The organism is Agreia sp. Leaf244 (assembly GCF_001422695.1).
Classification (GTDB): domain Bacteria; phylum Actinomycetota; class Actinomycetes; order Actinomycetales; family Microbacteriaceae; genus Agreia.
The window spans coordinates 563584-577810 of the sequence record NZ_LMLX01000001.1 but is presented as its reverse complement, the minus strand read 5'-3'; the positions used below and the strand labels follow the sequence as shown (position 1 = coordinate 577810).

Annotated in this window: 13 protein-coding genes; 4 read left to right on the top strand and 9 right to left on the bottom strand. The window is 68.0% G+C overall.

Annotation, left to right across the window (positions count from 1 at the left end; all coding sequences use genetic code 11):
* The first annotated feature begins 107 nt into the window (after positions 1–107).
* The 3 genes from ASF06_RS02645 to ASF06_RS02635 all read left to right on the top strand — a co-directional run bounded on the left by ASF06_RS02645 (position 108) and on the right by ASF06_RS02635 (position 3186).
* Complete coding sequence (locus ASF06_RS02645; RefSeq protein ID WP_055942948.1) at positions 108–1373, top strand: MFS transporter; 1266 nt, start codon at positions 108–110, stop codon at positions 1371–1373.
* Positions 1374–1425: 52 nt separating this feature from the next.
* Entirely contained in the window at positions 1426–2385 is a 960-nt protein-coding gene (locus ASF06_RS02640) for a Dyp-type peroxidase (RefSeq protein WP_082500654.1), read from the top strand.
* 201 nt (positions 2386–2586) lie between these two features.
* The gene (locus ASF06_RS02635) at positions 2587–3186 is read left to right on the top strand and encodes a hypothetical protein (RefSeq protein WP_055942945.1); all 600 of its coding nucleotides are present in this window, start codon (positions 2587–2589) and stop codon (positions 3184–3186) included.
* Between the two features lie 122 nt (positions 3187–3308).
* On the opposite strand, the gene ASF06_RS02630 is transcribed toward ASF06_RS02635, so the two are convergent.
* The 6 genes from ASF06_RS02630 to ASF06_RS02605 form a co-directional block, all read right to left on the bottom strand.
* Positions 3309–6014, bottom strand: coding sequence for an ExeM/NucH family extracellular endonuclease (locus ASF06_RS02630; RefSeq protein WP_055942942.1), 2706 nt, complete (start codon positions 6012–6014; stop codon positions 3309–3311).
* Positions 6015–6173: 159 nt separating this feature from the next.
* Positions 6174–6503, bottom strand: coding sequence for a DUF7882 family protein (locus tag ASF06_RS02625; RefSeq protein WP_044442452.1), 330 nt, complete (start codon positions 6501–6503; stop codon positions 6174–6176).
* A 421-nt stretch (positions 6504–6924) separates the two neighbouring features.
* Entirely contained in the window at positions 6925–7632 is a 708-nt protein-coding gene (locus tag ASF06_RS02620; RefSeq protein WP_055942939.1) for a copper resistance CopC family protein, read from the bottom strand.
* Positions 7633–7636: 4 nt separating this feature from the next.
* Complete coding sequence (locus ASF06_RS02615; protein WP_055942935.1) at positions 7637–8371, bottom strand: YcnI family copper-binding membrane protein; 735 nt, start codon at positions 8369–8371, stop codon at positions 7637–7639.
* Positions 8372–8498: 127 nt separating this feature from the next.
* The gene (locus ASF06_RS02610; RefSeq protein WP_055942932.1) at positions 8499–9116 is read right to left on the bottom strand and encodes a hypothetical protein; all 618 of its coding nucleotides are present in this window, start codon (positions 9114–9116) and stop codon (positions 8499–8501) included.
* A 64-nt stretch (positions 9117–9180) separates the two neighbouring features.
* Positions 9181–9774, bottom strand: a complete 594-nt coding sequence (locus ASF06_RS02605; protein ID WP_055942929.1) for a molybdopterin-dependent oxidoreductase — start codon at positions 9772–9774, stop codon at positions 9181–9183.
* A 99-nt stretch (positions 9775–9873) separates the two neighbouring features.
* On the opposite strand from ASF06_RS02605, the gene ASF06_RS02600 reads away from it, so the two are divergent.
* A complete protein-coding gene (locus ASF06_RS02600; protein ID WP_157439045.1) occupies positions 9874–11109 on the top strand; it encodes a hypothetical protein in 1236 nt (411 codons plus the stop codon).
* A gap of 73 nt (positions 11110–11182) precedes the next feature.
* Here ASF06_RS02600 and ASF06_RS02595 read toward each other — a convergent pair whose 3' ends face one another.
* The 3 genes from ASF06_RS02595 to ASF06_RS02585 form a co-directional block, all read right to left on the bottom strand.
* Positions 11183–12592 (bottom strand): cryptochrome/photolyase family protein, encoded by a 1410-nt coding sequence (locus ASF06_RS02595; protein ID WP_055942923.1) that lies wholly within the window; start codon positions 12590–12592, stop codon positions 11183–11185.
* Entirely contained in the window at positions 12589–13032 is a 444-nt protein-coding gene (locus tag ASF06_RS02590; RefSeq protein ID WP_055942920.1) for a MarR family winged helix-turn-helix transcriptional regulator, read from the bottom strand. Before ASF06_RS02590 ends, ASF06_RS02595 begins: the two co-directional genes overlap by 4 nt.
* Positions 13033–13283: 251 nt before the next feature.
* Entirely contained in the window at positions 13284–14096 is an 813-nt protein-coding gene (locus ASF06_RS02585) for an isocitrate lyase/PEP mutase family protein (RefSeq protein ID WP_055942918.1), read from the bottom strand.
* Between the last annotated feature and the right edge of the window lie 131 nt (positions 14097–14227).

Here is a 14227-nt window from a genome sequence, read left to right as displayed (position 1 = left end):
AGTCTGACGCATCGGCATCCGCGCCCTCTGGGAGCGTGCGCCCCCGGCCGTCCGGGCGCGGATGCGCCGACGTGGCGCGGACGTCGCGCGCGCCCTAGCGTGGACGTATGGCACAGCTTCCCCGCGCCGTGAGGCCCTTCGCCACAGGGCAGTACCGACTGCTCTTCGGTGCGCTGACCCTGTCGCTCTTCGGCGGGGGCATGTGGCTGGTCGCCCTGGTGTGGCAGGTCATCGAGCTCGGGGGCGGCCCGCTGCAGCTCTCGATCACGGCCACGGCCACGAGCATCGGCATGGTCGGCGCGACCCTCATCGGCGGTGTCGTCGCCGACCGCGTGCCGCAGCGCCTGATCCTCGTGGGCATCGAGAGCGTCAAGCTAGTGAGCATGGCCGCAGTGGCCGCGCTCGCGCTCGCGGGGTCGCTCGAACTCTGGCACCTCGTGGTCGCAGCCGCGCTGCTCGGCATCGGGGAGGGCTTCTTCTATCCGGCCTACTCCGCCATCCTGCCCGCTCTACTCCCCGCCGACGACCTGCTCGCGGCCAACGGCATCGAGGGGGTGCTGCGCCCCGCCGCGCTGCAGGCCGCGGGCCCGGCTGTCGCGGCCGGCCTCATCGCACTCGGCGGGCCACCCTCCGCATTCGCGGTGATCGTCGTCGTGCACCTCGCCGCGCTCGCGGGCCTCGTCGTGATGCGCAGCGTGCCCATCGCGCGCGACCGCTCGGGTGACTCCGCGCATCCGCTGGTCTCGATGTACCGAGACATGCGCGAGGGCGTCGTCTACATGGTGCGCACTCCCTGGCTGTTCGCGACGCTGCTCTTCGCCTTCGGCTGGGTGCTCGTGCTGCTCGGCCCCATCGAGGTGCTTCTGCCGTTCGCCGTGCGCGACCAGACCGGGGGAGGGGCCGGCTCGTTCGCGCTCGTGCTCGCGGCCTTCGGCGTGGGCGGCGCGATCGGATCGATCGTGGTCGCATCGCGCCGGCTGCCGCGCCGCTACCTCACAGTGATGCTGCTGGCGTGGGGAATCGGCTCCGTTCCGCTCGCAATCATCGGCTTCACGAACGAGCTCTGGGTCATGGCGGTGGCGGTCTTCATCGTCGGGTTCACTGGCTCGGCAGGGCAGGTCATCTGGGGAACCCTGCTGCAGAGGCGAGTGCCGCGCGACCTGCTCGGGCGGGTCTCGAGCCTCGACTTCTTCATCTCGCTGGCACTTATGCCGGTGTCGATGGCGCTCGCGGGGCCGGTGGGCGAGGCGGTGGGCCTGGCCCCCACCTTCCTCGTCGCCGGGGTGGTTCCCGTCTTCTTCGCGGTGGCCGCGCTGCTCATCGCCCGCATGCCTCGCGATGAGATCGCGCATCCGCTCGACGCCGAGGGCTGATTTCCGACATCCGTCGAGTCGCGCAGCTGGTGCGCTCGGATAGCGTGAGGGCGTGACCGATCCCCTCGGCGGCGAGCCGCTGCCCGCATCCCAAGCCATCCTCAATCCGCTGAGCGACTCGGCGATCTTCCTGGTGCTCACTATCGCGCCCGGTAGCGAAGAGCTGGTTCACGACGCGCTCGGCGACATCTCGGGGCTCGTGCGCTCGGTCGGTTTCCGCGTGCCGAGCAGCCTGCTCACCTGCATCACGTCGATCGGGTCGGATGCCTGGTCGCGGCTCTTCGACGGACCTCGCCCGAAAGAGCTGCACGTTCTGCCGGAGTTCCATGGAGTGGTGCACTCCTCGGTCTCGACGCCCGGCGACATCCTGTTCCACATCCGCGCCCAGGGCATGGACCTCTGCTTCGAGCTGGCGAGCCTGCTCGTCGAGCGGTTCGGAGGGCCGGCCGCCGTGGTCGACGAGGTGCACGGCTTCAAGTCCTTCGACGAGCGCGACCTGCTCGGCTTCGTCGACGGCACAGAGAATCCGACGGGCGCCCTCGCCATGCAGAACGTGATCGTGCGCGACGACGAGCCGCAGTTCGTGGGCGGCAGCTACGTGGTCGTGCAGAAGTACCTGCACAACCTCACGGCCTGGAACCTGCTCACGGTGGAGCAGCAGGAGCAGGCCATCGGTCGGGGCAAGGCGAACAACGTCGAGCAGGCCGACGAGAAGAAGGCCCCGAACGCCCACACGGTGCTCACCGTGCTGACGGATGCCGATGGCAACGAAGAAAAGATCGTGCGCGACAACATGCCGTTCGGCCGCATCGGAGAGGCCGAGTTCGGCACCTACTTCATCGGCTATGCGAAGACTCCGGCGGTCACGGAGCGCATGCTGAAGAACATGTTCGTCGGCGACCCGGAGGGCACCTACGACCGCATCCTCGACTTCTCGACCGCGGTCACGGGCTCGCTGTACTTCACACCGACCGCGGACCTTCTCGACGATCCGCCGCCGCTTCCCCGCTGACGGGCGCCGTCTGACGACCGCCGTCGCTCGACTGTGCAGTTTCTGCCCGTATCGGCGAAGAGGACCGACGCTTTTTGCACATTCGCGGTGGGTGTAGACGTGTGTCGGGTGGCCGGTTCGGTGCTTTCTCACTGAGTAGTGCCACTCTGGAACCCCGGCGCGACAGCGTCGAGCGAGTTGTATCAACCAGAGGGAGCTGCAATGGCTGAGAAGAAGACGAAGAAACCCGTTTCGAAGGCGACGAAGAAGTCGGCGACGAAGAAGTCGAACGAGAAGGCCGCGTCGAAGACGGCGAAGTCGATCGAGCAGAAGCTCGAGAAGGCCGCGCGCGAGGCGATCGCCGCGGCGGAGACCGCCGTCAAGAAGGCGCGCAAGGCTGCGAGCGAGCGCTCGAAAGAGCTGCGCAAGCAGGCGAAGAAGGTCGCCCGCGACCTCGAGACCGTCGTGAACGACGCGAAGCCCGAGGCGAAGAAGCCCGACACGGCGAAGCCTGACGCGAAGAAGCAGGCGCCGGCGAAGAAGCCTGCGACCGCCACGAAGGCGACCGTCGCATCGGTGCCGGTCGCGGCCGAGCCGCCCATCGCATCCGCGCCCCCGGCGACCAAGCGCGGGCTCGACCTGCCGAAGGCATCCGCGGCGCCGAAGGCGGCGCCGAAGGCCGCGCCGAAGGTTGCCGCGAAGACCGCGGCGCCTGCGAAGCCGCCGACGCTCGTCGAGCTTCGCGCTCAGGCGAAGGCCAAGGGCGTCGTGGGGTACTCGCGCATGAGCCGCGCGATTCTCGTGGAGCGCCTGAAGGACTAGTCCTCGCCTCCTTGGGCGCGCCAGGCGGCCCTTCGACAGGCTCAGGGAACGGAGTCGGCGTATCGAGACCACCGCGAGGGTGGTCTCGATACGCCGGCTCTTTCGTCGTGTGGCTACTCGACCTAGGCCGAGCGGCGGCGGCGCAGTGCCATTCCTGCTCCGAGAACGAGCAGTGCGAGGGCTCCGAACAGCACGGGTGCCGCGTCGGTACCCGTCGCTGCGAGGCGTCCCGATCCCGCGCTGCCGGCTGCCGCTCCGGGCGCCGGCACGCCGGCTCCGGGAGCGCCGGTGCCCGGAAGCCCAGTGCCCGGAAGCCCGGTGCCCGGATCCACGGGTGCGTCCTCACGCAGAGCCAACCCCACGACCACGGGATCGTGGTCGCTCGAGCGGTAGGGATCGGCGCTGTAGAGGTTGACCGCGTTGTAGTTGTACCGGCTGTACTCAAGGGCGATCGACTCGACCGAGTTGATGTTCCAGATGTCTGTACCCGTCACATCCGCCGCCGCAGCCTGCGAGGCGAAGACGTGGTCGAGCGAGCCGACCGCGCCGTCGAAGGCGTAGCTCTTCTTGCCGGTGGCCTCGCCGAGGTCGGTGTATCCGGCCGCGAGAATGACGTCGATCGGGTCCTCCTTCTCATACGAGTTGAAGTCGCCGCTCAGGAGCACGCGGTCGATGCCGGTGTCCGTCACGAGACCGTCGGCGAACTCGACGAGGGCCGTCGCCTGACGTACGCGGGAGGCGTTGGACGCGCCCTGCCCGTCGTTCTGGTCCGCATCCTCGCCGATGCCCGACCCCTTCGACTTGAAGTGGTTCACGATGGTGAGGAACCGCGTGGACTCTCCTCCATCAACCAGCTGGAACGCCTGGGCGAGCGGGTAGCGCGCGTTCGAGAACGCCGTGTCGTCGTCGATCACCGAGTCACCGACCGTCTCCACGACCGCCGCGCGATAGATGAATGCCGTGCGAATGACATCCTCGCCCGCCGGAACCGCCTCAGGGGAGGGCACGAACGCCCAGGTGCCTGCGCCGGCCGCCACGTTCAGCGCGTCGGTCAGCTCGGCGAGGGATGCGTCGCGATCGAGCCCGAAGCGACTCGAGTTCTCGATCTCCTCGAGCGAGACGACGTCGGCGTCGAGCGCGTTGATCGCCGAGACGATCTTGGCCTGCTGCCGGTCGAGGTCTTCCTGCTCGGCGGCCCCGCGCGCATCGCAGCCGGAGTTGACGGTGACGGGGTCGCCGTCACGGTCGGTGTAGTAGCTGCATCCGGTGAGCTCGTCGCCCGTGGTCGAGAAGTAGTTGAGCACGTTGAACGAGGCCACCGTCGCGTCGCCGCCCACGTCGAGAGGCTCCGCCGTGCGAGTGTTCTCGAAGGTCGCGGGCTGAACGGTCGCGGCGTTGGCGGGGGTGAGCTCCTGCGTGGGCTGCAGGCTCCAAGCGCCGAAGCGGTAGTCGACGACGACCGGCCCGGTGAAGGTCACGGCCGCTCCGATGCGAACCGGGTTCTCGACGGTCAGGTACGGCAGGGGCTTCGACTTGTTCGCGGCGCTGTTGAAGTTGGTGCTCGCTCCGTCGTCGAGGGTCACGGCCGCTGCGGCGTTGGCCGCGACGAGCGCCGTGTACTCCGCGCTGCCCGGCTCGGTGACCGAGGTGGGCGTCACGAGGGGTTCGGTGCCGGCGGTGAGCACGACCGAACCGTAGTAGTTCGTGTCGTAGTTGTCGGTCACCGTGTAGTCGCCGGCGGGCGCGAGCAGCATGCTCTCCAGCGACTCCCGCTGGGCGGGGTCGCTCGGCAGGGCGACTGCTGCGGGCGCAGGCGGGGTGACCGCCTCGGTGAGCACGGCGAGGCCGTCGGATGCGACGGTCAGCTCGGTCAGGCCCTGGTACTCCGACACCACGCCGGTCACCTCGACGTACGCGCCGATCGTCGCCTGCGGCACGGTTGCCGACGAGAAGACGAAAAGGCCATCGGATGCCGTGTGCGTCGCCAGATCGAGGCTTCCTCCGGTGCCGGGCGTCTGGATCACGTAGCCGTTGAACCCGCCCGTCGGGTAGCTCGCGGTGACGACTCCGCGGGTCACGACAGTCTGTCCGGCGAGCGGACTCGTGTCGGTCGTCCCCTGGATCTCCGCGATCGTGGCGGGAACCGCGGGGCCGCTCGGTTCCTCCGGCTCTTCCGGCTCTTCGGGCGGAGCCTCACCGCCGCTGTTCTGCGGTGTGGGCGCCGCGAGGCCGAAGTCGGCCGAGTTCACGTCGGTGTCGAGGCCCGCGCTGCGGTTCATCGAGGTCGTCACCGACGGGGCCGCGGCCACAGACGTCTCGAAGGTGTTCGATGTTCCATAGCCGAGCAGGTCGACAACGGCGGGGTTGTTCACGAGCGACCCCGTGGCCGGCGTAGTGAGCGGCGTCGTCTGGTTGGCGAGGAACAGCGTGCCACCGCCTCCGGCGAACGAGAAGGTCAGCGAGGCGTCAGGCGTGGGCAGGGCGGCGCCATTGGCGGCATTGCTGTTCCCCTGAATCAGGTAGTAGCCGCCGGGTGCGATGCTGCCGGTGAGGGGCAGCACCCCGGTCGGGTTCACCGTGCCCGTAGCCGAGCGGTACTGCAGCGACATCGAGCTGAGGTCGATCGTGGCCGTCGTCGGGTTGTAGAGCTCGACGAACTTGTTGAGGTACGTGGCGCCGGCGGATCCGCCGTTCACGTACGCCTCGTTGATGACGACGCCGGTGCTCGCGGCGAACGCGGGTACGGCGAGTAGCGGGCTTGCCGCCAGGGCGGCGCCAGCCAGGGCAGCGATGCCGAGTCTGAAGCGCCGGGGGTGGTTGCGGGGCATGGATTTCCCTTGATCGAGATACGGGTGGGTATCTCTCAATCAAAGTCAGACCGCGCGACGAAACGAAGTCGCCCGTGTAAACAGCAGGTTTAAGTTACCCCTGTTAAGGGGGTGTTGGGCGTGTCTGCCCGTGCTGTGATACCGGCCGTGCCGGCAGCTCTAGACGTGACCTCTAGGCGGGTTCGTCGCTCCATTGGGCTCCTCCGAGAAGATGAGGCCCTGGCCGCTGTTCGCCGAAGAGGTGAGGATCTCAAGCCACTCGCGATTCAGGGTGGGCATCTTGCCACCGAAGAACTTGAAGTAGAGCGGAATGGACTTGTCGAGCCAGATGCTCGAGCGGCCGTCGCCGATGGCCGGGTCGTCTTTCCACGAGAAGAAGAAGCTCTCACCTCGGCGCAGCTTGGAGCCGATCACGATCTGCAGGTGCGTCAGTGCCCTGTCGTCGAACTCGATCTCGATGTCGGAGTCACCGTAAAGCAACTTTCCCATGCTGTCCCCTTGTGTCTTACCGCATCGCGGAGCGCGATGTTCCTCCAACATTAGGTGAGAGTCGAGGGGAATCTCGCTTCGACGCGAAGAGTGCCAGTGCGCCATCTAGGCTCGTCGCAGTGTACGATGCGACGCCCTGATTCAAAACCGTCACTTCGAACGAACTTCCGCGGGCTTCGATGAACCCGAGAAGCGATGCGGCGTCGTGCGCCGACGCACGAGGGTCGGAGACTCTCCACTCCGTCGGGGACAATTTCACGAGTGTTACTGAATCTGTTGTTGCTGAATCTGCTACTGGATTGGGGGCCGTCTGGGCGGTGCTGTCTGCGATCACGCTGTTCCTGTCATTGGTCGCCTCTCTCGCGACACTGCGAACCGAAGCTCTGACCAGTCTGCGTCAGAGCTTCGGTCGCCAGCAGGGCTAGATATCCCCGGGTGGTCGTGAATCACTTCCCGGGCCGGCTCCCAGTTTGGGACGGCGCAGCGCGAGCAGGGTCACTGTCACCGCGACGACGACGGCGGCCAGTGCGCCGCCGCCCCATGCCAGCACCGAGAAGAACTCGTCGTCGGACGAGGCCGCCGAAGCCGCGTTCGAGTCGCCCGACGTCGTCCCTGTCGAATTGTCGCCATCCGCGGCACCCGCCGCGTCGTTCGCGGTCGGGCACACGGGGGCCGCGGCCGATCCGGTCGACGCGACCTGCGCGGCATCCGGCTGCCAGGTGAACGCGAACTGGTTCGACACCGGATGCCCGTCGGTCGACACGACCCGCCAGATCACGGTGTAGTCGCCTGCCGGTCCGAGTGCGGCCGCCGTCGAGATCGACGGCCCGGATACCGTCACGCATCCGTCGCCGTAGAACAGGCCGTCGGGGCCCTGCACTTCGAGCGCGCCGGCCGATCCGGTGTTCTCGCCCCCGAAGTCGAGCAGTACGTCGTTGGTCGTGATCACGAACTCGGGCGGCAACGAGGTGAGCACGGAGCCCGCCTCCGGAGTCGACGACACCAGGTAGTTGTGCGCCGAGGCGGTCGGCACCTGGCCGACCGCCCCGACCGTCACAGCTGCGAGCAGCGTCAGCGCGCCGACGACCGCCGTGCGGCGAGCCGTCCGATTCGGTGAAGCGATGCGCATGCGACTACGCCGTTCGAGCGCGTCGGGTCGCGACGACCGCGATGACGACGCCGACCGCGCCCACGACGAGTCCGCCGATGCCGAGCACGCGGGCGAGCACGTCGTCACCGGAGCCGGCGTCGGCGACCGAGCCCGACGCATCCGATGACGCCGTGTCGGCGGTGCTCACCGGGTCGCCGTCCGCCTCCGTGGCGACGGCCTCCGTGACGGTGATCGCGGGCGCCGGATGCTCGACCGAGTCCTCGTCGGCGCCGTCGGCCGGAACTTCGTTCCAGTTCGTCGAGCCCGTCTCGCAGGTCTGCAGCACGGGGAAGTCGAGGGTCGTGCCGGCCGCGTCCGCCGGGAGCTGCAGCGAGAGCGCGAACGTGTCGCGGTAGCCGTCGGCCAGCGGGGTCTTGGCGGTGTACACGACCTGGCCGACGCGCTCGGTCGCCGCCTCGCCATGTGCGCTCGTCGAGGGTGTGGCCAGCGGCGTCATGACCTTCGAGACGTCCCAGTTCGGGTTGACCGTCGGCGTGACCGAGGCGATCTCCTCGGGAATGTCGATGGCGATGGTCGTGGTGGCCGACCCGTCGCATCCATGGGGAACGGCGAACGTGAGCACCGTGTACGAGCCGGCCGCCGTCGCGGCGGGCGTCACACTCACGTGGGCGCTGGCGGAGAGAGGAACTGCGACGGCGAGGAGCACGCCGATACCAAGGCCGGTCGAGGCGAGGGCGAGAGGGGTGGATTTCTTCATGATGGGTCCTTGAAAAGTGTGCGGAGGGGCGCGTCGAACGCGCGCGTGCTCCGGCGAGTGGATGCGCAGGGTGCGCGAAAGAATTCCGGCGCGCGGGCGAGTGCCGGCCGGATATGAGGGGTGAGGGTCAGGCGGCGAGCGGTGGGCCGCGGTGCCAGACGGATGCGCGCAGCACCTCGAGCACGGCAGGGGCGTCGATGCGAGCCACGCGGCCGAGGCGCACGGAGCGAGGAGGAAAGACCGGGGCGGGAAGAAGCAGTGCGGTGAGGCGGGTCGCGCGCACGAGCGCGGCGGCCAACAGGCCTCGAACGGCCCGCTCGCCCCACACGATCGCGGCGAAGGTCGCGACAGCCGCGAGCACGTGGCCGGTCACCATGGCGACGTCGACGGTGATCGCTGCGCCGCCGGATGCCGCGGCGCCCGTGGGCACGAACATGGCGGCCATGTCGTGGCCGGCGTGGGCCGTCGCCGGGGCCGCCGGCGAGGCGGGGGCGGGCTCCACGATGAGGCTGAACAGCGTGTGGAAGAAGACCTGGCTCGCGGCCACCGAAGCGCCGATGCGCCAGTACGACAGGCCGCGACCGGCGAGGGCCACACACACCAGGGTCGAGAACGCGACCGCGAGCGAGAGCGCTGCGATGCCGGGCGCCGAGCCGCCGGAGACGGCGTGCGAGAACGCCGCGACGAAGGTGGAGAAGGCGGCGGCGAGGCTGCCGCGAGCGACGCGTGTCCAGCGTGCGCTCATCGTGCTCCTCGTCTTGCGGTGATCACCCGAGTCTATTCGGCTCTGCGCGCGCGCAGCCGACCGGTCACCAGTAGCGCTCCTCGCGCCAGGGGTCGCCGTGGTTGTTGTAGCCGTTGGTCTCCCAGAATCCCGGCTGGTCGTGCGTGTGCAGGGTGATGCGGTTGATCCACTTGGCGCTCTTCCAGAGATAGAGGTGGGGAACGAGCAGCCGGGCCGGGCCGCCGTGACTGTCGCTCAACGGCTTGCCGTCGTAGCGCGTTGCGATCCAGGCCTTGCCGCCGCGCAGTTCGCCGAGGGGGATGTTCGTCGTGTAGCCGCCGTAGCTTCGGGCCACCGCGAACGAGGCGGTCGTCTCGACCCCCTCGAGCAGCAGATCGAGCGAGACTCCGCGCCAGGGCATGTCGAACTGCGACCACCGGGTCACGCAGTGCAGGTCGACGGTGACATCCTCTGTCGGAAGCTTCTGGAACTGCTCCCAGGTGTAGCCGGTGGTCTGGTTGCGCTCGTTGGTGATTCCGAACGTCCACCGGTCGAGGCGCACGTTCGGAATGGGCCCCGCCGACAGCACGGGAAAGTTCGTGACCGCGTGCTGGCCGGGCGGCAGACGGGGGTCGCGCTCGCGTCTGCGACCGAGGAATCCCGGAGAGAACACACCCATGAGCACCGCCCTTCCTGGCGTCGTCGACGATGGGCTCCATTCTCGCAAAATCGGAGGCCCGCTATCGTGGAGGGGTTGCGACGAGTGTGAGGAATCTTTGTGAGTCTGCCCCCGTATCCCGCCGGCCCTGAGCAGGGCGGCGCACAAGGTCGACCGCCGGTTCCGCCGATGCCGCCGCAGCAGCCTCAGTTTCCACAACCGCAGCAGCAGCCTCAGTTCCCGCAGCAGCCGCAGGCTCAACATCAGCCGTCTTATCCGCCGCAGCAGACCCAGCAGTTCCCGGCGCCGTCGCCGCAACCGTACGCATCCGGATCGCCGAAGCCCGCGCGCGTGCGCGGAATGACCTGGTGGCAGGGCCTGATGGTGGGCGTCGCGGCGCTGCTGGCCATCGCGCTGCCCGTCTCCGGCGGCGTCTACTACGCCGCGAACGCGCGGATCATCGCCGATCGCCAGTCGGTCGCCGACTTCACCCCGAGCGAGAACATCGAGTCGCTCGTCGAGCGCGCCGACATGAACGAGGTCGGCACCTTCCTCTTCTACACGAGCCACCCCGAGCTGAACACGGCCAGCGAGTTCAACACCGCGTGCGGAATCAGGCCGGAGCAGTTCCTGCTCGGCTGCTACACCGGCGAGACGATCCACCTCTACGACGTGACCGAGGAGCGCCTCGACGGGCTGCGCGAGGTCACCGCCGCTCACGAGATGCTGCACGCCGCGTTCGACAGGCTCGACACCGCGTCTCAGGAGCGTCTCGGCGTTCTGCTCGAAGAGGCCTACACCGCGCACGGAGACGATCCGGAGTTGGCGGCGCGCATGGACGCCTACGCGGTCTCGCAGCCGGGAACCCGCCTCACCGAGCTGCACTCGATCATCGGAACCGAGTTCACCGACCTCGACCCGGAGCTCGAGACGTACTACAAGACGTACTTCACCGATCGCAGCATCGTCGTCGGCCTGCACGCCGCATACGAGAAGGTGTTCAGCGACCTCGAGCAGCAGACCACTGACCTGTCGAACCAGATCCTCGCGCTTGCGGATGAGATCGAGTCCGACACGAATACGTTCAACGCCGACCAGACACAGCTCAACACCGACATCGACGCGTTCATCGCCAAGAACGAGGCCTACGGGTATTCGGACGACCCCGCGGGGTTCGATGCCGACAAGGCTGCGCTGATCGCTCGCGACGCCGACCTCGAGACGCGGCGAACGGCCATCAACGGCAAGATCACCCAGCTCGGGGACCTGCAGCAGCAGCTGCGCGACCTCGACGCCGACGCACAGGCGCTGAACCGCAGCATCGACTCGACGATCGTTCCCGGAGAGGGCATCTAGCGGCGGCTGTTCTGCCCTTCGACAGGCTCAGGGAGCGAGGCCCCCTCGGCGGGCTCCGGGAGGGGGCGGCGGCCTAGCCGGGCTCGCCCAGCGCGCGATCCTTCGAGATCGAGGCGTACGCATCCAGAGCCGCCGCGCGCGACTGCTTCAGGTCGACGAGGGGCGGGGGATAGGTCTCGGCGTCGATGTCGGGCACGAAGCGGCGGATGTACTCGCGGTGCGGATCGAACTTCGTCGCCTGCAGCTCGGGATTGAACACCCGGAAGTACGGCGCCGCGTCGACGCCCGACCCGGCCACCCACTGCCAGTTCACCGCGTTCGCCGCAGGGTCGGCGTCGACGAGCGTGTCCCAGAACCACCGCTCGCCCTCACGCCAGTCGATGCGCAGGTTCTTCACGAGGAACGACGCCACGACCATGCGCACCCGGTTGTGCATGATGCCCGTCTTCCACAGCTCGCGCATGCCCGCGTCGACGAGGGGGATGCCGGTGCGTCCCATCTGCCAGGCCTCCATCACGACCGGAGAAGGCTCCGCCCACGGGAAGTCGTCGAAGGCGGGCCGCATGTTCGAGTGGGTGATCTGCGGCCAGTGGAACAGCAGGTGGTACGAGAACTCGCGCCACACGAGCTGGCGCAGAAACGCGCTCGCCCCCTCGGATGCGCGTGCGCCCTCGGCGGTGCGGCGGTCGAGCGAGGCCACGTACGAGCGCGTCTCGTGCCATACCTGAAAGGGGCTGATCTCGCCCCATCGCAGGTAGGGCGAGAGACCGGATGTCGCATCCTGCGCAGGCAGGTCCTGCTCGGCCACATACGACGACAGCTCGGTCTCGAGGAACGACCGCAGACGCGTCACGGCGGTCGCCTCGCCCGGTGTCCACGAGTCGCGCAGGCCGCCGGCCCAGTCGGGTGTCGTGGGCAGCAACTGCCAGTCGGCGAGATCATCGCTGGCGATGTCGGGCAGTGCCGTCACGTCGTCGTCGACAGGCAGTGGATGCCGTGGCTCCTGCTGGGCGAGACACGAGCGGTAGAACGGGGTGAAGACACGATACGGGGCGTCCTGGCCGGTCATCACCGTCCAGGGCTCGAACAGCAGCGAGGCCTGCGAGCTCTGCGCCTCGATGCCGGCGGCCCGCAGCGACGACTTGATGCCGGCATCCACGGTTCGTTCGGCCTCGCCGTAGCGCCGGTTCCAAAAGACCGCCTGCGCGCCCGTGTCGGCGACGACGGAGTCGATGACCTCGGCGGCCGCGCCGCGACGAAGCATGAGCTCGAGTCCGATGTCGCGCAGCGACGAGGCGAGCGATTCAAGACTGTGGTGCAGCCACCAGCGGGCCGCGCCGCCCAACGGCCGTATGCCGGGGCTGGCGTCATCCAGAATGTAGAGGCACACGATGGGCCCGCCGTGCTCTGCGGCGGCGTGCAGGGCGGGGTTGTCGGAGACCCGCAGGTCGTCGCGGAACCAGACGATGCTCGGAGCGGTCATCGGGCGGTGACGCTGGCGTAGAGCTTGCGTGTCAGGCGCGCGAGTTCGGTGAGCTCGTCGGGCGACAGGGCCGTGCTCATGCGGCTGGCGATGGAGCGCCCGTGAATGTGCGCGGCATCGCGAAACAGGTCGAATCCGGTGTCAGTGAGCGCCACGAGGGTGCCGCGGCCGTCGTTCGGGTCGGTGAGTTTGGTCACGAGTCCGCGGCCGGCGAGTCGATCGACGAGGCGGGAGATGCTCGGCTGCGTCAGGAGCACGTTCTCGTTGAGTTCCCGGATGCGCAGGGTGCGGTTCTCGGCGAGCGACAGGGTGAAGAGAACGTCGTACTCGTTGAGCGAGATGACGTCGGAGGGGAATTCCGAGGCAATCTGGCGCATCACGGCGACTTGCGCTCGGAAGAGCGACTCCCAGGCGGCGACGGGGGAGACGGGCTTTGTCATAGAGATCCTCTCGTGGCCTCCACACTAGGGCGGCTACTGAGGATTCCCCGAAAATCGGGGGGCGGGTTGACATGCTGCAGACAGACAGACCCTTGCACCAAGAGTGTCCTGCAATCACATTCCGCGGTAGCTGCCACAGCAAACAACTAACGCTCTTGAACCATATAACGGTTGAGTAACGGAGCGCTAGTTACCAAAACGTTATTTTGCTGGGAGGTGTCTGGGAGCCCCTCATCGGGGGTGGCTGGGAACTAATCGCGGACGAGTCCGTTGAGTGCGGCCCAGCCGAGAGCGGGGGGTGATGAGACGCGAGCGTCCGGCGTCTCCAACATCGCGGAGGCCCAGTGCTGCGCGACGCTGTACGCGGCTTCGGCGATCGAGGATCCTGCGCTGATGCGACGTGCACCTGCCCTCGAGAGTTCGCTGATCGACAGGGTGCCGGGGCCGTAGGCGACGTTGAGCGGCAGCGTCGTCGCGTCGGCAAGTCTCGTGATCGTGTCTGCCGCCAAGGGGCCGAGTACGAAGATTCCGCTCGCTCCGGAGCGTGCGTACGACGTGGCCCGTGTGACTGTCTCCTCGAACCAGTCATCGCCTCCGATGTTGCCGAGCCGATGCGTGTCGATGCGGGCATTGATGAATAGCGGGATACCCGCGTCGTCTGCTGCGGTTCGGGCGCCGGCGATCCTCTGCTGCTGTTCATCGATCGGTCTGAGGGAGTCCTCGATGTTCACGCCGGAGATGCCGGCGTCGATGAACGAGGTGACGGTCTCGGCCACGTCACTCGACGTCTCTCCGTACCCGGCTTCGACATCTGCCGAGATCGGCACGGTCACAGAGGACGCGATCCGCCTCACCGCATCGAGTGCGGCGTCGCGACTCAGCTCGTTCCCGTCGCGGTGTCCGCTCGACCACGCGACACCGGCGCTCGTCGTCGCGATCGCTCGAGCGCCGCACGCGAGAACGACGCGGGCGGACGCGACGTCCCAGGCGTTCGGGAGGATGAGGGGGGAGGCCTGGTCGTGCATGGCGCCAAAGGCGCGTGCTCGGTCGATTTTCGTGCTCATTCAGCAATTCCAGCACGCCCCGGGTCTGGCCGATTTCGTTCGCGGCGTGCCAGTTATCGAATGGGCCGGTTAACGGACGAAAGCCCGTCCCTTGCACCAAGAGTGTCCTGCAATCACATTCCGCGGTAGCT